Annotated in this window: 17 protein-coding genes and 1 pseudogene; 4 read left to right on the forward strand and 14 right to left on the reverse strand. The window is 62.0% G+C overall.

From position 1 onward, the window contains the following. Positions 1 to 191 precede the first annotated feature (191 nt). The gene (locus B2D37_RS00320; protein ID WP_079200857.1) at positions 192 to 1,523 is read left to right on the forward strand and encodes an MFS transporter; all 1,332 of its coding nucleotides are present in this window, start codon (positions 192 to 194) and stop codon (positions 1,521 to 1,523) included. Between the two features lie 92 nt (positions 1,524 to 1,615). Here B2D37_RS00320 and B2D37_RS00325 read toward each other — a convergent pair whose 3' ends face one another. The 3 genes from B2D37_RS00325 to B2D37_RS22925 are packed head-to-tail and all read right to left on the reverse strand — an operon-like array spanning position 1,616 to position 3,776. Beyond that, positions 1,616 to 2,881 carry a uracil-xanthine permease family protein gene (locus B2D37_RS00325; protein ID WP_079200858.1) on the reverse strand — a complete coding sequence of 422 codons (1,266 nt, stop codon included), beginning with the start codon at positions 2,879 to 2,881 and terminating at the stop codon, positions 1,616 to 1,618. A 2-nt stretch (positions 2,882 to 2,883) separates the two neighbouring features. Continuing rightward, positions 2,884 to 3,522 (reverse strand): uracil phosphoribosyltransferase, encoded by a 639-nt coding sequence (gene upp, locus B2D37_RS00330; RefSeq protein ID WP_079200859.1) that lies wholly within the window; start codon positions 3,520 to 3,522, stop codon positions 2,884 to 2,886. A 38-nt stretch (positions 3,523 to 3,560) separates the two neighbouring features. Further along, the gene (locus B2D37_RS22925; protein WP_154067009.1) at positions 3,561 to 3,776 is read right to left on the reverse strand and encodes a hypothetical protein; all 216 of its coding nucleotides are present in this window, start codon (positions 3,774 to 3,776) and stop codon (positions 3,561 to 3,563) included. Between B2D37_RS22925 and B2D37_RS00335 the strand changes: the two genes are divergently transcribed. The 3 genes and pseudogenes from B2D37_RS00335 (at position 3,775) to B2D37_RS00345 (ending at position 5,932) form a co-directional block, all read left to right on the forward strand. Beyond that, positions 3,775 to 4,332, forward strand: a complete 558-nt coding sequence (locus B2D37_RS00335; protein ID WP_079200860.1) for a hypoxanthine-guanine phosphoribosyltransferase — start codon at positions 3,775 to 3,777, stop codon at positions 4,330 to 4,332. The genes B2D37_RS22925 and B2D37_RS00335 overlap by 2 nt on opposite strands. Positions 4,333 to 4,336: 4 nt before the next feature. After that, positions 4,337 to 4,810: a WbuC family cupin fold metalloprotein gene (locus B2D37_RS00340; protein WP_079200861.1), complete on the forward strand. Its 474-nt coding sequence runs from the start codon at positions 4,337 to 4,339 to the stop codon at positions 4,808 to 4,810. Positions 4,811 to 4,911: 101 nt separating this feature from the next. After that, positions 4,912 to 5,932, forward strand: a pseudogene (locus B2D37_RS00345) (Ldh family oxidoreductase). Positions 5,933 to 6,194: 262 nt separating this feature from the next. Here the strand turns inward: B2D37_RS00345 and B2D37_RS00350 are convergent. The 11 genes from B2D37_RS00350 to B2D37_RS00400 form a co-directional block, all read right to left on the reverse strand. Continuing rightward, entirely contained in the window at positions 6,195 to 7,778 is a 1,584-nt protein-coding gene (locus B2D37_RS00350) for an aldehyde dehydrogenase (NADP(+)) (RefSeq protein WP_079200862.1), read from the reverse strand. Positions 7,779 to 7,801: 23 nt separating this feature from the next. After that, positions 7,802 to 9,109: a TRAP transporter large permease subunit gene (locus B2D37_RS00355; protein ID WP_218190354.1), complete on the reverse strand. Its 1,308-nt coding sequence runs from the start codon at positions 9,107 to 9,109 to the stop codon at positions 7,802 to 7,804. Positions 9,110 to 9,112: 3 nt separating this feature from the next. Continuing rightward, on the reverse strand, positions 9,113 to 9,619 hold the full coding sequence (locus tag B2D37_RS00360) for a TRAP transporter small permease subunit (RefSeq protein ID WP_218190355.1): 507 nt from the start codon (positions 9,617 to 9,619) through the stop codon (positions 9,113 to 9,115). 52 nt (positions 9,620 to 9,671) lie between these two features. Next, the gene (gene dctP, locus B2D37_RS00365) at positions 9,672 to 10,721 is read right to left on the reverse strand and encodes a TRAP transporter substrate-binding protein DctP (RefSeq protein WP_079200863.1); all 1,050 of its coding nucleotides are present in this window, start codon (positions 10,719 to 10,721) and stop codon (positions 9,672 to 9,674) included. 162 nt (positions 10,722 to 10,883) lie between these two features. Next, positions 10,884 to 11,801: a dihydrodipicolinate synthase family protein gene (locus B2D37_RS00370; RefSeq protein WP_079200864.1), complete on the reverse strand. Its 918-nt coding sequence runs from the start codon at positions 11,799 to 11,801 to the stop codon at positions 10,884 to 10,886. A 157-nt stretch (positions 11,802 to 11,958) separates the two neighbouring features. Then, positions 11,959 to 12,996 carry a proline racemase family protein gene (locus B2D37_RS00375; protein ID WP_079200865.1) on the reverse strand — a complete coding sequence of 346 codons (1,038 nt, stop codon included), beginning with the start codon at positions 12,994 to 12,996 and terminating at the stop codon, positions 11,959 to 11,961. A gap of 153 nt (positions 12,997 to 13,149) precedes the next feature. Further along, on the reverse strand, positions 13,150 to 13,872 hold the full coding sequence (locus B2D37_RS00380; RefSeq protein WP_079200866.1) for an amino acid ABC transporter ATP-binding protein: 723 nt from the start codon (positions 13,870 to 13,872) through the stop codon (positions 13,150 to 13,152). Continuing rightward, positions 13,865 to 14,515: an amino acid ABC transporter permease gene (locus B2D37_RS00385; protein ID WP_079204852.1), complete on the reverse strand. Its 651-nt coding sequence runs from the start codon at positions 14,513 to 14,515 to the stop codon at positions 13,865 to 13,867. Before B2D37_RS00385 ends, B2D37_RS00380 begins: the two co-directional genes overlap by 8 nt. 13 nt (positions 14,516 to 14,528) lie before the next feature. Beyond that, positions 14,529 to 15,194: an amino acid ABC transporter permease gene (locus tag B2D37_RS00390; protein WP_079200867.1), complete on the reverse strand. Its 666-nt coding sequence runs from the start codon at positions 15,192 to 15,194 to the stop codon at positions 14,529 to 14,531. Next, complete coding sequence (locus B2D37_RS00395) at positions 15,187 to 16,968, reverse strand: aconitase X (RefSeq protein ID WP_079200868.1); 1,782 nt, start codon at positions 16,966 to 16,968, stop codon at positions 15,187 to 15,189. The genes B2D37_RS00390 and B2D37_RS00395 overlap by 8 nt, the downstream gene beginning before the upstream one ends. A 70-nt stretch (positions 16,969 to 17,038) precedes the next feature. Beyond that, the gene (locus B2D37_RS00400) at positions 17,039 to 17,854 is read right to left on the reverse strand and encodes a transporter substrate-binding domain-containing protein (RefSeq protein ID WP_079200869.1); all 816 of its coding nucleotides are present in this window, start codon (positions 17,852 to 17,854) and stop codon (positions 17,039 to 17,041) included. Between the last annotated feature and the right edge of the window lie 380 nt (positions 17,855 to 18,234).

Here is an 18,234-nt window from a genome sequence, read left to right on the forward strand (position 1 = left end):
ATTGCACCGCGCTTTGCTCGGGGTTGGCCGTCGACACCAGGAGTGTCGGGCGGTTATCAGTTCGAAGGGAGGCACTGCATTCGCCTGGTTGATAACGCCTGTTGGCGATACTTACTGCCGTGTAGATCGGCCTAAGCTGGCGGCACTTTCAACCGTCGCGCATCGCGTAAGCGGTGCCGAGGAGACCGCCAGTGCCTAACAACAATAACGGCTATCCCTCCAACTCCCGCGCCTGGGCCACTGTCGCCATTCTAATGGTGGCCTACGTGCTGTCGTTTATCGACCGGCAGATTCTCAACCTGCTGGTCGCGCCCATCCGCCGCGACCTGATGATCAGCGACACCCAGATGAGTCTGCTGATGGGCTTGTCCTTCGCCCTGTTCTACACCGTTTGCGGGATTCCCCTGGGGCGCTTGGCCGATACCAAGAGCCGGCGTGGGGTCATTGCCATCGGCATCCTGTTTTGGAGCGCTGCTACCGCCGCCTGCGGCCTGGCCAGGTTGTACTGGCAGTTTCTGATCTGTCGCATCGGTGTGGGCGTGGGTGAGGCGGCGCTGTCGCCGGCGGCCTATTCGCTGATCGCCGACAGCTTTCCCGCTGAGCGCCGCGCCACCGCCATCAGCGTCTATTCGATGGGCGTCTACCTGGGCTCTGGCATGGCTTTTTTGCTCGGCGGCCTGGTCATCCAGTTTGCCTCGGCCCAGGGTGATGTGCTGCTGCCGGTAGTGGGCGAAGTGCGGCCCTGGCAGTTGATCTTCCTGCTGCTCGGCGCCGCCGGAGTGCTCTTCACCCTGCTCATGCTGGCGGTCAAGGAACCGGCCCGGCGCGGCGTCGGTGCCGGCGTCGCGGTGCCGCTGGCTGATGTCGGCCGCTATATCCGCGCCAACAAGCGCACCGTGCTCTGCCATAACTTCGGCTTTGCCGGATTGGCCTTCGCCGGCTATGGCAGTGCCGCCTGGATTCCGACCTTCTTCATTCGTACCTATGGCTGGGAGGCTGGCCAGGTCGGCATCGTCTACGGCAGCATCGTCGCGGTATTCGGCTGCCTGGGCATCCTCTTCGGCGGGCGCCTGGCCGACTGGATGGCCAGGCGCGGCAGCAGCGACGCCAATATGCGCGTCGGCCTGTATGCCGCTATCGGCGCCGTGCCTTGTGTGTTGAGCTTTCCGTTGATGGACAGTGGGGTGTGGGCGGCGGTGCTGATGGCGCCGTCGGTATTCTGTCTGAGCATGCCGTTTGGCGTGGCGCCGGCGGCGATCCAGGAAATCATGCCCAACTCGATGCGCGGCCAGGCTTCGGCGATCTACCTGTTCGTCATCACCTTGATCGGCCTGGGCATCGGTCCGACCGCCGTAGCGCTGGTGACCGACTATGTCTTCGCCGATGACATGGCGCTGCGTTACTCGCTGCTAATCGTCAGCAGCATGGCGGTGTGTAGCTCGGTCGTGCTGCTGAGCATGAGCCTCAAACCCTACCGGGACAGCGTGCTGCGCGTGCAGCAGTGGGCACTCCAGTCGGCCTGAGGCGGGTTGTTAAGCTGCGTTGGCTGGGCGCGCGGCGCGGCCGCCGCGCGGCAATAGTGCGGGCGTTACCGCCGCCGCGGGCCTTGTCGGGCTTAGGGCTGCTCTTCGTTGAGCGCCTTGCTGCGCCAGCCCTGGCCGCCCGGCAGCAGCAGGTTGAGCGCGATGGCGATGATGCCGCACAGCGAGATGCCCTTGAGGCTGACATCGCCAGCGCCGATGACCATGCCGCCGATGCCGAACACCAGGGTCACCGCGACTATCACCAGGTTGCGTGGCTCGCCCAGGTCGACCTGGTGACGGATCAGGGTATTCAGGCCGACCACCGCGATGGAACCGAACAGCAGGCAGAGGATGCCGCCCATCACCGGCACCGGAAGGCTTTGCAGCACGGCGCCGAACTTGCCGATAAAGGCCAGGGTCATGGCGATCAGCGCTGCCCAGAGCATCACCTTGGGGTTGAAGTTCTTGGTCAGCATCACCGCGCCTGTGACTTCCGAGTAGGTGGTGTTGGGCGGGCCGCCGAGCAAGCCGGCGGCCGAGGTGGCCAGGCCGTCGCCGAGCAGGGTGCGGTGCAGGCCGGGTTCTTTCAGGTAGTTCTTGCCGGTCACGGTGCCGATCGCCAGCACGTCGCCGATATGCTCGATGGCCGGGGCAATGGCCACCGGCAGGATGAACAGGATCGCCCCCCAGTGCAGTTCGGGTGCGATGAAGTTCGGCACCGCCAGCCAGGGCGCGGCAGCCACCGGGCTGAAGTCGACCACGCCGAACAACCAGGCCAGCGTATAGCCGACGGCAATCCCGCAGAGAATCGGGATCAGGCGGAAGATCCCGCGGCCGACCACGGCGACGATCAGGGTGGTGAGCAACGCCGGCAGGGAAATCATCAGGGCGATGTCATAGGGCACCAGTTGCACGCTGGCGTCACCGGCTTTGCCCATCGCCATGTTGGCGGCCACGGGCGCCAGGCCCAGGCCGATGGCCATGATCACCGGGCCGATTACCACCGGCGGCAGCAGGCGGTCGACAAAACCGGTGCCCTTGAGCTTCACCGCGCCGGCCAGCAGCATGTAGGCGACGCCGGCGGCGACCAGGCCGCCGAGGGTCGCCGGCAGGCCGAAATCGGCCTTGGCAGCGAGAATCGGCGCGATAAAGGCGAAGCTCGAGGCGAGAAACACCGGCACCTGGTTCTTGGTCACCAGTTGGAAAATCAGGGTGCCAAGACCGGCGGTGAACAGCGCCACGTTGGGGTCCATGCCGGTGATCAGCGGCATCAGCACCAGCGCGCCGAAGGCCACGAAGAGCATCTGCGAACCGGCCAGGATCTGTCGCCAGGTGGCGTCCTGCATCTGCTCCTGCATGCTCAGGCGTCCTTCTGCTTGGTGCCGAAGATTTTGTCGCCGGCATCGCCCAGACCGGGAATGATGTAGCCGTGCTCGTTGAGGCGTTCGTCGATCGAGGCGGTGAAGATCATCACCTCGGGGTGGGCATCGGCCACCGCCTTGATGCCCTCGGGCGCGGCGACCAGCACCATGGCGCGGATTTCCTTGCAGCCGGCTTTCTTCAGCAGATCGATGGTGGCCACCATGGAGCCGCCGGTGGCGAGCATCGGGTCGATGATCATCGCCATGCGCTCGTCGATTTCCGGCACCAGTTTTTCCAGGTAGGTGTGCGCCTGCAGGGTCTTCTCATTGCGCGCCACGCCCACGGCGCTGACCTTGGCTCCGGGAATCAGGCTGAGCACGCCGTCGAGCATGCCGATGCCGGCGCGCAGGATCGGCACCACGGTGATCTTCTTGCCAGCGATCTTCTCCACCTGCACGGTGCCAGCCCAACCCTGGATCTCGTAATTTTCCAAGAGCAGATCCTTGGTCGCCTCGTAGGTCAGCAGGGCGCCGACTTCCTGGGCCAGTTCGCGGAAATTCTTCGTGCTGATGTCGGCGCGACGCATCAGGCCGAGCTTGTGGCGAATCAGCGGGTGGCGGATCTCGAGGACGGGCATGGCAGGTTCTCCGGCGGGGCTGGCAAAAAAAAATTAGGCTAGATTAACATTGGCTTTGCGCTGCTGGCGCGCTGACGCAGGTGGCATGCAGGAATCTGATAGGTAATGTCGCCGATTTCGCGTATTTCCTGCGGATTATCGGCCAGGGCTTGCTCCACCCGTGGCAGGTGGTTACCTTTGCCAACTTTTATTTTGACGCATTGATCAGCTTTCGTGCTGTTTAAATGTTCGCTCGCCCATAGAGGAAAGACCATGCCCGTCGATCTCGCGCACATCCGCCAAGTCATGCTGGAAGCCGATTGCCTGTACAGCGAAACCGAAGTGGAAGCGGCTATCGACCAGGTCGCCGCAGCGATCAATGGCGAGTTGGCCGAGCGCAATCCGGTGGTGTTCTGCGTGATGAACGGTGGCTTGATCTTCTCCGGCAAATTGCTGCCCAAGCTCAATTTTCCGCTGGAGTTGTCCTACCTGCATGCCACCCGTTATCGCAACGAAACCAGCGGCGGCGAGCTGTTCTGGAAGGCCAAGCCGGAAATCTCCTTCATCGACCGCGATGTGCTGATCATCGACGACATCCTCGACGAAGGGCACACCCTGGGCGCGATCATCGACTTCTGCCGCCACGCCGGCGCCCGCGCGGTGCACACCGCGGTATTGATCGACAAGGAGCACGACCGCAAGGCGCGCCCCGACCTGAAGGCCGATTACGTTGGCCTGCCCTGTATCGACCGTTATCTCTTCGGCTACGGCATGGACTACAAGGGCTACTGGCGCAACGCCGCCGGGATCTATGCGGTCAAGGGCATGTAAGCCCATGGACGCACCGCGCTTTCTCGATCACGCCCTGTTTACTGAGTTGGCCGGGAAGGCTGCGGCCAGTCCGCGCCAGCGTCAACAGCATAGTTTCCACCAGATGGAAGAGCCTTGCCACCGCATGGCTGTGGGCTTGCAGCCTGATACCTATATTGCGCCGCACCGTCATCTCTCGGCGGACAAAGCCGAAGCGCTGCTGGTGCTGCAAGGGCGTCTGGGCCTGCTGATTTTCAGCGTCAGCGGCGAACTGCTGGACACGCGCGTACTCGAGGCGGGCGGCGACTGTGTTGGCGTCGACCTGCCGCCCGGGGTGTTCCACGCGCTGGTGGTGCTGGCCGCCGACAGTATTCTATTCGAGTGCAAGGCCGGGCCCTACCGGCCGGTCGGTGAGGGCGAGCGCGCGCCCTGGGCGCCGAGCGAGGGCGATGCGGACGTCGCCGACTATCTGGCCTGGATGCGCGGGCAGTTCGCCTGAGCACTGTTGTGCCGAATTCGTCATCTTGCTCGAGTGAACGGGTCAAGCCGGGTCAAGCCTGAAGCGCCACTCTACCCACTGATTATTAGAGGGAGCTGACCGTGATTCGATTGACCCTGGAACAAGCACGCGAACTGGCGCAGGACATATTGCGCAGCAACGGCTTCAGCGAGGCGCATGTACAGGCGGTGACCGCTACGGTGCTGGCGGGTGAGCGTGATGGCTGCGCATCCCATGGCCTGTATCGGCTGCTGGGCTGCGTCAGCTCGCTGAAGGCAGGCAAGGTCGTTGCAGACGCCGAACCGGAGGTTATCGATCAGGCTCCGGCGCTGGTTCGGGTGGATGCCAAAGGGGGCTTTTCTCAGCTGGCGTTTCAGGCCGGCTTGCCGGTACTGGTTGAAAAGGCCAGGCAGTGCGCAATCGCCGCGCTGGCGATTAATCGCTGTGTGCACTTCTCGGCATTGTGGGTCGAGATCGAGGCGCTGACCGAGGCCGGTCTGGTGGCATTCGCCTTTACCCCAAGCCATGCCTGGGTGGCACCGGCAGGTGGCACCGGCAGGTGGCAGCAAGCCGGTGTTCGGCACCAACCCGATTGCCTTCGGTTGGCCACGTGCCGGGCACAACCCGTTTATTTTTGATTTCGCCACCAGTGCGATTGCCCGTGGTGAGATTGAGCTGCATCGGCGTGCGGGCACGCCCATTCCGCTGGGCTGGGGGATTGACCAGCATGGCCAGCCGAGCACGGATGCCGAGGCGGTCATGAACGGCGCCATGCTGACCTTTGGTGGGCACAAAGGCTCAGCACTGGCGGCGATGGTGGAGCTGATTGCCGGCCCGCTGATTGGTGATCTGACCAGTGCCGAATCACTGGCTTATGACGCGGGCAGCAAGTCATCGCCGTATCACGGTGAACTGATCGTGGTGATTGATCCACGGCGCTTTCTCGGTGATGCCACTGATGAACATCTGGCTCGGGCCGAGGCGATGTTCGAGAGTATCCAGGGCCAGGGCGCGCGCCTGCCGTCACAGCGCCGCTACGAGGCCCGAGCGCGCAGCGCCGAGCAGGGCGTGCAGATTCCCCAGGCCTTGTATGACGATCTCAAGGCGCTGATTGCCGACTAGTCACGGCTGTTCGGCTGGATGAAGTCTGGGTAGGTTAACGACGCATCGCGGGGTGAAGGTGCACCTCGGCAACTGCGCGTCGGGTAACCCACCAGGCGCTATCGGCTGCTTGGCTGGGTTAAGCCGCAGCCAACTACTCGCCAACCGACAAGTTAGTGGTTAGCGCCGACCCTGCGCGGCCCGACCCATCCTCCATAAGCTAAAAAAGCCCCGACTCATCGAGCCGGGGCAAAGCATCCATCTATTTCCTCGCCGACACTTGTCAGGTCATGGATGGGCGCTGCATCAGGCCATCAACCAAGCGGGCAATTCCCAGTGGGTTGGCGTCTTGCAGGGCTTGCGGAAGCAATTGATCAGGACAGTTCTGGTAGCACACTGGCCGCAGGAAACGGTTGATGGCAAGGCTGCCCACCGAGGTGCCGCGTGAGTCCGAGGTCGCAGGGTAAGGGCCGCCATGCACCATCGCGTCACACACTTCCACACCCGTTGGGTAGCCGTTGAACAATACCCGGCCGACCTTCTGCTCAAGCAGCGCCACTACGTCGGCGAAGGGCGCGAGGTCTTCATTCTCGGCGATCAGGGTGGCGGTCAGCTGTCCGTGTAAACCTTGCAGCGCAGCCAGCAGCTCGGTCTTGTCCGCCACTTCGAGCACAATCGTGGTCGGGCCGAACACTTCTTCCTGGAGCAGTTCGTCGCCATTCAGCAGCAAGCTCACATCCGCTTGGAACAGCTGCGGTTGGGCTTTGCTCGCGGTTTGCCGGGTGCCGGCCAGATGTTCGATGCCAGGGTGCGCAAGGAGGCTGTCGACACCGCGACGGTAACTGTCGAGGGTGCCGGCATTGAGCATGGTCTGCCCCGGTTGTGCGGCCATCTGGGCGCTGAATTCTTGCAGGAATGCGCTGAATTCAGCTGAGCGAATCGCGATGATCAGGCCCGGGTTGGTGCAGAACTGGCCACAGCCAAGGACCACGGACCCACTCAGCTCGCTGGCAATTTTGCTGCCGCGCTGTTGCAGGGCGGCCGGCAGCAGCAGCACCGGGTTGATGCTGGACATCTCGGCGAACACCGGGATCGGCTGCGGACGGGCGGCGGCCATGTCGCACAGTGCCCGACCGCCCTTGAGGGAACCGGTAAAGCCGACGGCTTGAATCAGTGGGTGCTTGACCAGGTCGGCACCGACACCATTGCCATAGATCATGTTGAACACGCCGGCGGGCATGACGGTTTTTTCGGCGGCGCGAATGATCGCATCGGCCACGCATTCCGCTGTGGCCATGTGGCCGCTGTGCGCCTTGAATACCACCGGGCAGCCTGCCGCTAACGCTGCCGCGGTGTCGCCGCCAGCGGTGGAGAACGCCAGCGGAAAGTTGCTGGCGCCAAACACTGCGACCGGGCCGACGCCAATGTTGTACTGACGCACATCCGGGCGCGGCAGTGGCTGGCGCTCGGGCAGGGCACCATCAATCCGAGCGCCGTAGAAGTCGCCTCGGCGTAATACCTGGGCGAACAGGCGCATCTGCCCACTGGTGCGCCCCCGTTCGCCCTGGATACGTCCTGCAGGCAGGGCGGTTTCGCTACAGACCAGGGCAACGAAGTCCTCGCCCATGGCATCGATTTCGTCGGCGATGGCCTCGAGAAACTCGGCGCGGCGGCTGGCCGGCAGACTGCGGAACTGCGAGTAAGCGGCAGCGGCGGCCTTGGCGGCGGCATCTACTTCAGCAACTGTGGCCTGACTGAAGCGGTAGGGCAGGGCTTCGCCTGTGCAGGCGTCGAAGCTGGTCTGGGTGTCTTGACCGGCAGCGCTGCGAGCGCCGCCGATGTAGTTATGGCCAACAAGATTGAGCATGCGGGACTCCGGCAGAGTGAGTGTCAGAACAGTTTTCCTGGCAGCCAGGTGGCGAGACTCGGGGCGGCCAGGATGATTAGGAACAGCAACAGCTGAATCAGGATGAACGGCACTACGCCCCGGTACATGTGGCGGTAACTGATGTCGGCGGGGGCGATGGACTTGAGGTAGAAGATCGACGGCGCCAGCGGCGGGGTCAGGTAGGCGGTCTGGATCACCACCATAAACATCACCGCGAACCAGATCGGATCGATCCCGGCGGCCTTGATCAGCGGGGTGAAGATCGGCACGAAGATCAGCACGATCGAGATCCAGTCGAGCACCATGCCGGCCAGCAGCACGATCAGCATTAGCACCATGATCAGCGCATACGAGCTGAGGCCCAGGTCCTGCATGAAGCTCGAGAGCATCCAGCCGCCACCGCTGGCGGCAAAGATGGCGGTGAACATGGTGCCGCCGACCACGATGAGCATGATCATCGCGGTAATTTTGATTGTGGTGACCAGTGCATCCCACAGGCGCTGCCAGCTCAGCTCACGGAAGCACAATGCCAACACCACCGCGCCAAATGCGCCCACAGCCGCGGATTCGGTCGGCGAGGCGATGCCCATCAACATGGAACCAAGCACTGCAAAAATCAGCAGAAATGGAGGGATCAGTCCCTTGAGCGTGGCCCGCAGTTTTTCACTCAGTGGGGTCGCTTTCATCTCGGGCACCACCGGCGCCAGCGAGGGTTTCAACCAGCACACGATGATGATGTAGAGCAGGAACAAGCCGAGCATGAGTAGCCCGGGAATCAGGGTGGCGGCGAACAACTGACCAATCGACAACTGCGCCATCGAGGCATACACCACGACGATCACCGAAGGCGGAATAATCGTCCCGAGTGAACCGCCTGCGCAGATGGTTCCCGACATCAGCGATTTGTCGTACTTGTATTTGCTCATCGCCGGTATTGCCATCATGCCGACGACAATTTCCACTGCTCCGACAATCCCTGAGCTGGCGGCGAAAATGCCGCACATCAGCATGGTGGAAATTGCCAGACCACCGGAAAAGCCGCCAAGCCAGAGTTGCAGGGCGTTGTACAAACGCTTGGCCAGTCCACTTCTTTCCAGCACGGCGCCCATCATCACGAATAACGGAATAGCCGATAAGGTGAAGTTGGTCGAAGCCTGGAGCAGCGAGCCGTACATTTGCTGGGAAATGTTTTCCCCGAAAATCAGCATGCCGCAAAAGAACGACACGGTGATCAACGAAAAGGAGACCGGAATGCCCATGAAAATGAACAGAAACAACAGGGCAAACATCAACAGCGGAAGGTAGTCCATCAATCAAACTTCCTTATGGCCGGGATCTTTGCGATTAGCAATAAATAGCCATGCATCGACAATCACCTGAAAGGTCAGCGCCGCCAGGCCAATGGCCAGTGCGCTATAGAAGGGCCACATCAACGGTGCCCAAGGGCTGACGTGCTCAACCTCGCCACTGCTGAAGGCATGCAGCGTGCGGTTGAGTGCGATCCAGGTCAGGCCGGCCAGCGCTGGGGTGAGGCAAAACAGGTAGAACAAGGCATTCAGCCTGCGTTGCCACACGGGTTTGAGCGAGTTCGTCAGAAAGTCGATGCGCACATGGGCTTCTTCCTTGAGCGCATAGGCGCAGCCAAGGATGAACATCGCACCGTTGAGCATGTAGGAAATGTCGAAGGCCCACAGGGTGGGGGCATTCAGTACGTAGCGCGCGAAGACCTCGTAGATCATCGCCAGTACCAGTAGTGCCGCCATTGTCACGGCGACGCCGAGCAGGCTCGAGGCTGGCCAGTTGTACCATTTGCTCTTCATAGGCGCTCCAGCTCCGGGCCGCCGTCAGCGGCGTGCCCGGACAGGTAGGTGATCAATGTCTATAGAGGTAGGACGAGTTCTGCGACCAACGCTGCAGGTAGCCGTTGTAATCGTCGAGAATGGCTTGCGCGTCGGTCGCGCCAGCCGGGCGTTGCTTGATCTTTTCGGCCATCAACTGCTGGCCCATCTTGGCCAGTTGCTCAATCACGGCTTTATCCAGTTGAACGATCTCGACACCGGCTTTCTTGTAGGCCTGCATCGCCTTCATATCGGCATCAAGGAAGTGCAGATAACCCTGCATGGTGGTGAGCTTGGCGGCCGCTTCGAGTTTTTGCTGAGTGGCTTTGTCCATGGCATTCCAGGTCTCGACCTTCATGAAAAACTCCCAGACGAACGATGGCTGGTGCACCCCCGGCGTCAGAATGAAGGGTGCCACTTCATGGAAACCTTCCGACAGGTTGGCACCGGGCGTGGCCCACTCAATGGCATCGACCCCTTTACGTTGCAGCAGGGTGTAAATCTCGCCAGGCGGTACCACCGTCGGTGCGGCTCCCACTTGTTTGATCACTTCGGCCCAGGCACCCGCTGTGCGGTATTTGAGGCCTTTGAAGTCCTCCAGTGAGGTGATTTTTTTGTTCGAGTGGGCGAGGATTTCAGAACTGCCCACGCCGACGACCATGCTGTGCAGGCCCATCTCTTTTTCGCGGAACGCTTGCAGTGCTTGCAAGCCGTTGCCTTCATACAGCCAGGCGAGCGTTTCTTCACCTGACATGCCGCCCGGGAAGCTGGCGAAGACGTTATTCAAGGGGTCTTGATTGGCTAGGTAAGTCGGGGTCGAGTGACCGGCTTGGAGTACGCCGTTCTGCACTGACTCATAGACCTGTAGCGGGGGCACGATCACGCCGGCGCCAATTGGACGGATTTTTACCTGGTTGTCGGTCAGCAGGGCGGCATTCTTGGAGAAGCGCACGAGGAAATTCTCGAAGAAAAAACTGCCTTCAGGCACCGAGGTCGGCACGGTGTAGCTGTAGTCGGCGGCCTGGCTGCTGGCACAGCACAGCGCCAGCCCAAGTGTGGCGAAGAGATTGGCTTTGCGGATCATGTGAGGCCCCTTATTCGTTGTCGGTGGCTCAGGTCGAACACGGACTGTCCACCTTGTTTCTGGCGAATGACGCAGCCGCTAAAAAATCCCGGCAGGCTGCGTGTGCGATGGGTCTTTGCGTGAATCGGGGGTATAGCGGCTATACCCCCGATAGGGTCTTGCCTACAGGCCGACATCCGGCAGAGCGGGGCGGTTGGCCATGGCCTTGGCCATGATCGTCTCGACGTGGGCGCGGTCCTCGCCTTGCAGGGCCAGGCGTGGTGGGCGGGTCAGGGCGTTGCCGCGCCCGGCGATTTCCTCGCACAGCTTGATGCACTGCACCAGGTCCGGGCGGGCGTCGAGGTGGAGGATCGGCATCAACCATTCGTAGATCGGCATGGCCTCGTCGAAACGGCCGGCCTTGCACAGGCGGAAGATGGTTTCGCCTTCCTTGGGAAACACGTTGGACATGCCGGAGATCCAGCCCTCGGCGCCGACCGCGATGCTTTCCAGGACCACGTCATCGAGGCCGGCGAACAGGATGAAGCGGTCGCCCACCTGGTTGCGCACGTCGACGAAGCGGCGGGTGTCGCCGGAGGAGTCCTTGAAACACACCACGTTCTCGATGTCGGCCAGGGAGATGAGGATCTCCGGGGTGACGTCGTTTTTGTAGATCGGCGGGTTGTTGTAGACCATCACCGGCAGGTCGGTGCCCGTGGCCACGCTGCGAAAGTGCGCGGCGGTCTCGTGCGGCTTGGAGGAGTAAACCAGCGCGGGCATCACCATGATGCCGTCGACGCCGACCCGCTCAACCGCCTTGGCCACCTTGGCGGCGCCGGCGCTGGTGAACTCGGCGATGCCGCAGATCACCGGCACCCGGCCAGCGGACGCGTCCTTGGCCACTTCGGTGACGGCCATCTTCTCCTCGATGGTCAGCGAGGTGTTCTCACCGACGCTGCCGCAGACCACCAGGCCGGATACGCCGTCGCGCACCAGGTTGGAGATCACCTTGTGGGTCTGCTCCAGGTTTACCGAGAAGTCAGGGTTGAATTGAGTGGTGACTGCAGGGAATACCCCGCTCCAGTTGACGCGCTTGCTCATGGTTGTGTCTCCGCTGGTGATTTATGTATTTCGTATACGATATCTTTTGTGCAGAAAAATACCAGACAAAACTTGCTCGATGGCGCGGGTATTTTTCGGTGTGCGGCGTGTGTGTCGCTGCAGCCATGCCCGGCGGAGGTACGGCGGGCGCTGGCGCTTAGGTGCAGGTCTCGACCGGCCAGGTATCGGACAGTCGGTAGCCTTGCGGCCAGGGATCGCTCGGGTCGAGCAAATGCTGGTGAGTGCCGGTGATCCAGGCCCGGCCGGACAGGCAGGGGATGATTGCCGGACGCCCGGCCACCTCGCAGAGGCTATCGATATGGCAGTGGAACTCGGAACCGATGATCGAACGGCCGATAAAGCGCTCGCCGACCTGCAACTGGCCCTTGGCGTGCAGCACCGCCATGCGTGCCGAGCAGCCGGTGCCGGTGGGCGAACGGTCTACCTTGCCGGGCCGGATCACCACTGCGTTAGCCGCGTTGGCGATGCCGTTCTCGCGGCTCACCGGCGCCGCCAGCTGGCAGAAGGAGATGTGCGCCCAGTCCGGGTTCAGCGGGTGGACGAAGCCCAGCTGCTGATTGGCCGCACGGGTGATTTTCAGCCCGCAGGCCGCCAGGTCGGCGGCTTCGTCGGCGCTGAGGGCAAAACCCAGGGCGTGGGCGTCGGCGATCACGAAGCTGTCGCCGCCATAGGCGGTGTCCACCTGCAGCGAGCCGATGCCTTCCACCTCGATCCAGGCATCCAGCTGGTCGGCGAAGGAGGGCAGGTTACGTACCTCGACGCGCTCGACCTTGCCGTCGCGACATTGCGCGACGGCTTCGATCAGGCCGCCGGGGGCTTCCAGCACCAGGCGGGTTTCTGGCTCGCTCATCGGCAGGATGCCGGTTTCCAGTAGCACGGTGGCCACGCACAACGAGTTGGAGCCCGACATTGGCGGGGTGTCGGCCGGCTCCATGATGATCCAGGCCATCTGCGCCCGTGGGTCCTTGGCTGGCAGCAGCAGATTGACGTGGCGGAACACGCCGCCGCGCGGCTCGTTGAGCATGAAGTTGCGCAAGGTCTGGTCTTCGGCGATCCAGCGTGATTGCGCCCAGACCGTGTCGCCGGGCGGTGGGGCCACGCCACCGACTATCACATCGCCGACCTCGCCCTCGGCGTGGCAGCTGACCACATGGATGATCTTCGATGAACGCATCACAGGCTCCTAGCAGGACGATGAAAAACTACCTACGTTGCCGATACGGCGTTAAAAACGGCCTCAAAATGCTCATTTACAGCCAGTAAACTGCGCTTTTTCGGCCGTTTTTGCCTTGCCTCGGCCGCCTCGCCTACGTTTCTCAACGTCCTGCTAGAGCACGGACTTGAGGAAGTCGGCGGTTTCCGCACGCTGCGGGTTGCCGAGTACCTGGTCGGGTGTGCCGATTTCATGCACCAGACCATCACGGAAGAACGCCACGCGGTCGGACACTTCGCGGGCGAAACTGATCTCGTGGGTCACCAGGACCATGGTCATGCCGTCTTCGGCGAGCAGGCGCATGGTGTCCAGCACCTCGCCGACCAGCTGCGGGTCGAGCGCCGAGGTGGCCTCATCGAACAGCATGTAGTCCGGCGACATGGCCAGGGCGCGGGCGATGGCCATGCGTTGTTGCTGGCCGCCGGAGAGCTTGCCCGGGAACACCTTGAGCTTGTCCGCGAGGCCAACATGGGTGAGTTGCTTGACCGCTATTTCTTCTGCCTCGGCGCGGCTTTGGCCACGCACTTTGCGCGGCGCCAGCATGACGTTTTCCAGCACAGTGAGGTGCGGGAAGGCGTTCCACTGCTGGAACACGATGCCGATCTTCTGGCGTAGCTGGTTGAGGTCGGTGGCTTTGTCATGTACCTCGACGCCGTCGACCCGAATGCTGCCGCGGTGAATCGATTCAAGGCCATTGATGCACATCAGCAGGGTCGACTTACCCGAGCCCGAGCCACCGATGATCGACACCACTTCGCCTTTTTCGACGGTCAGGCTGACGCCCTTGATCACATCCAGGTCGCCGAAGGATTTGTGTACGCGTTCGATCTCAATCATTTTCCTGCCACCTTTTCTCCAGTTGATTACCCAAGCGGGCCACAACCAGGCTGATGAAGTAGTAGATAAGCCCTGCGATGCACAGGACCAGCAGCGGTTCTTGGATGCGTGTGACTATGGTTTGTGAGGAGCGCAGCAGTTCGATGATGCCGATCCACATGACCAAGGCGGTGTCTTTCATCACCGACAGGGTCAGGTTCAGCCAGCCCGGAAACGCCACGCGGGTGGCCATCGGCATGACGATGTAGCGCAGGTCTTGCCAGTAGCTCAATCCCAGCGAGCGGCTGGCGCGGCGGACATTGGGCGATACCGCGAGGACACCGCTGCGCACCACTTCCGTGCAATAGGCCGTGGCGTATACGCCGAGCACTACGCAGGCAATGGTGAACGCGCTCCAGTCGAGGCCGACGATGCTTTTCAGCGAGTTGAACAGCACGAACTGGATCAACAGCGGCACACTGCGAAAGATATCCAGCACCCAGGCCATCGGCAGGGTTGCCCGCGGCAACGTGGCGCGCAGCAGGCCACAGATAACCCCGCCGAATGTGCCCAGCAGCATCGACCAGAGGGTGAGCAGGATAGTGGTCCAGGCACCCTGGAGCATGAACAGCAGATCGGTTGCGGTGAGGCTGGTAGTCAACATGGCCATTGCCCTCTTAGTAGCGGAACAGGCGCCAGCCGAGTAGGCGGGCGACCATTACGATGGCTTTGGCAATCAGGTAATAAAGCACGGCCGCGAGCGCGAAATACTCAAAGGTGCGGAAGGTCTTTACGTTGTAGTCCTGGGTCACCCCGGTGAGGTCGTTGTTGAGGCCGACGATCACCCCCAGCGAGGTCATCAGCACGGCCCAGACCATCTGATTGGTCAGGGGGTAGAACACAATGCGCAGTAGCTGCGGGACGATGATCAACCGGTAGGCTTTGAATGCGCTCATGCCCAGTGAACGGGCCGCGCGCATCTGGGTATCGGGAACGGCCTTGAGCCCGCCACGAAAGTTCTCTGCCAGGTAGCCGGCGTTGTTGAACGTGATCCCGGCCAGCAGTGCGGCCCATGAGCTGATGTGCAGGCCGAACGAGCCGAGGCCGAAGTACAACAGGTAGATCTGAAACAACGATGGGGTGTTCCGAGCAACCGAGACCCAGGCCCCGGAAACACCCCGCGCCAGCGGGTTCTGGCTCTGCCGCATGACGGTTAACAGCAGCGCGATCAGCACGCCAAAGACCATCGATAACGCGGCCGTCTCAAAGGTGACCCAAGCACCGCCGAGCATGTCCGGAAGTGCTTTTAAAGCCGAGCGCCAGTGAAAGTTATAGTCAAACATCGCGCAATTTTTCCCTTGGCTGATGGGCCTGGCTCAACCAGGCGGGAAGTTCGCCGCTGACAAATCCTCGACAGGCCGCTGCGACGCAGGCCGCCAGGCTGTCGAAATGCACCGTGCGTCCGACCAGGCCTGGGGCGTAGTGGGCGTATTTGCCTGAGTTAGTCATCAGGCTGCTGGTGCTGACCGGGAGCACCGGCTCGCCGAGCATGCACCAGCAGGTATCGGTCACCAGTTGTGCGCCAAACACATCGAGCGTCGCCAGGTAGCCAGCCGCGCTGGCTTGTTGCTGCACGTGCCGTCCGCAGGTGATCACCAGGGCGACGTCGGGGTGTTTGCTGCGGCCCTCACACAATGCGGCCAAGGCGGCGAACTCGCTCAAAGAGAAGTGCGGATTGCCTAGCGCTACCAGGCCCAGCTGCGGAGACGGCGCACTGTTGAGTTCGTTCCAGCTATCGAGCAAGCCGGCTGCGCTGACTGTTGCAATGTGCAGGGGCGGGAGGCCGCCCAGCGCCTGCTCTATGCTGGCGGCTTCTGGGGTAACCCCGGCGATGTGGAACATCGGGGCGCCGGAGGTGGTCGCAAACGCGGCGCCAAAGGCCTTCAAATCGTCCCGCGTAGGCGCCGCGTTCTGCAAGCCGTTGAGCACGGGGATCTGGCTGCCAGACAACGCGCCGACGTGATAACCGAGCAGTGGATAGAACGCATCATCGAGTGGGCCGAGCGGCGCTACTTCAATTTGCAGTGTGGCCAAGCGGCCGGCATCCAGATGACAGCCGGTGAGTGGTGCGCGACCGGTCAGGGCGATGCAGATATCCAGGTAGTCCGGGTATTTCTGCGTCCGGGCGCCGAGTACGCTGTTGGCATACACCACGGCGTTGGATTCAGCCCAGACCACCTGTTCATTGGCCTGCGGCGCGCTGTCGAGCAGGTACGGTGCGCAGGTGTAACTCAGTTGCGCACCCATTGCCATATACGCCTCACCGAGCTGGCTGGCGGGTTCGCCGAATGCCGGATCGATGCCTTGCTGGCGCCAGAGACGCTGGTCGACCGAGATCGAGTTGAGCGTGGTCGGGACTTTGACGGCGGCACCCCAGGCAAGCAATTGTTCGGCAAAGCGCAGGCTGGCCGGACCGGTATAGATGCAGCCATCGATGTGCGCCTGGCTGATATCGATCAATTCGCCGGCGCCCTGCAACTCGGCCATTTGCAAGACGATCTGCATGGCGACCTGGGCGGCCTTGCCGTGTTTGCCCGCGAGCAAGTCGCGGTCACTGTCGTTCAGGGCAATTGGCCCAGTGGCCCACTGCGTGGCGCGGGTATCTGGCGTGGTCGCTTGCCAGTTATCCGCGGGGCTCTGGCTGAAGGCGCTAACCCGGTCATCTGCAACGCGGACAAACGCGCAGTCATGCAGCCGGGAAAAGGCTTCAGCGCCGATGCAGACGACGGGCAAGCCACAGTCAAACAAGGTCTGGGCGATCAGCACGCCCAGGCTGAGAATTTCTTCGGGGTGCGCCACGACCAGTGCGGCAGGGGCATGACCGTTGAGAATAAGTTCCAGTAGTACGCTGCTGCCGGTGCAGGAGCCGCGGCCACTGGGGATGGCCAGCACACGTCCCGCAATGACCTGGCCGCTGAGGGGATGGTGGCGATCGATCACCTCGCCGCTAAAGGGATCGACGCCGCCCCAGAAGCTCAAGCCGACGTCTGCATAGAGCAATTCGCCTTGTGCATTGCCTGCAACCAGCCTGCGTGCCGTTACTGCGAATTCAGGCATGTGTAACTCCCGCACGGCCGGGTTGGCGACCGTGCGTTAACCAGTGGATGGGGGTGTTGGCGCGCGGGGCTTAGTAGTAAACACCTGGAACCGTCAGCTCCACCGGAGCGCCGCCGATCCACTTCTGGTACAGCTCGGCATAGCGGCCCGAACGGACCTGCTGATTGACGAAGAGATTCAGGTAGTTGATCAGGCCGTACTCGTTGCGCTTGGCCGCCAGGGACACGTAGTCGATGGTGTAGGGCGCATTGCCGGCCACTTTGAGGCCTTTGTATTTGCCTGACTTGAGGGTCGAGGCCGCCACTGTGTTGGTTACGACAGAGGCATCGATGTGACCCTGAGTAACGGCGAGGATGGTGTCGTTCTGGCTTTGGTAAGCGCGGAAGCTGGCGGCATTGCCCCAGCTTTTGACGTCTTTTTCCAGGGCGATAGCCTCGAAGGTGCCACTGGTGTTACCCACTGGGCGACCCTTGAGGTCTGCGTATTTCTCAATGCCACTGTCTTCTCGGGTCAGTACGACCATCTGGAAGGCAAAGTAGGGCACGGTCATCGCCACAGTTTTTGCGCGTTCTAGGGTGTCGGAGGTTGAGGCGACGATAACGTCGGCCCGGCCTGAGATCAGCGCGGGAATCCGGTCCGGGAACGGTGTTTCGACCACTTCAGGGGTTACCCCAAGGACTTTCGCCAGGTCAGCGCAGTAGTCGACGTCAAAACCGGCGGGGTTGTTACCTTCATCGCGAAAGCCCATGGGTGGGAAGTCCAGGGTCACGGCGCAGCGCAGTTTGCCCGATTGGATGATGTCGTCGAGTTTGTCGGCCTGGGCTTGGCCAATCAGGGACGCGCTAAGAGCAACGGTGAGGGCTACGGCAGTTGTTGGATTTTTCATAGGGGCCTCGTGGAGTGGTGGGGTCGAGCAGTTAAAGGGTGCTGCGTCTTTCGTATCAATGATTTCGTATACGATATTTTATATGCATTGGCTGTGCCAAGAGCCGATCGGGTGCGGGTGGGCAGGTAATAAACGGCGCTGTTGAGCCGCGCGAGCCGCTGAGGGCGGGCACAGGGCGTATTCGTGAGGTTTTCTTGCTGAGGCGCGCCGCCCAGCCCGCAGACAGCCCGCGCTTGGACGGGGTGTCACCTAAGGGAGCAGCGCGCCCCAGGGATGTGCGTTTAGGCTACGAATCGAGGTAACAGCCTAGGCAAGTCATTGAAACAAAGGCTAGGGCCGTACCCGTTCCCTACGGGTACGGCATTTCTCACATCCATGTG

It is taken from the genome of Pseudomonas sp. CC6-YY-74 (genome assembly GCF_002025205.1).
Taxonomy (GTDB): Bacteria; Pseudomonadota; Gammaproteobacteria; order Pseudomonadales; family Pseudomonadaceae; genus Aquipseudomonas; species Aquipseudomonas paeninsulae.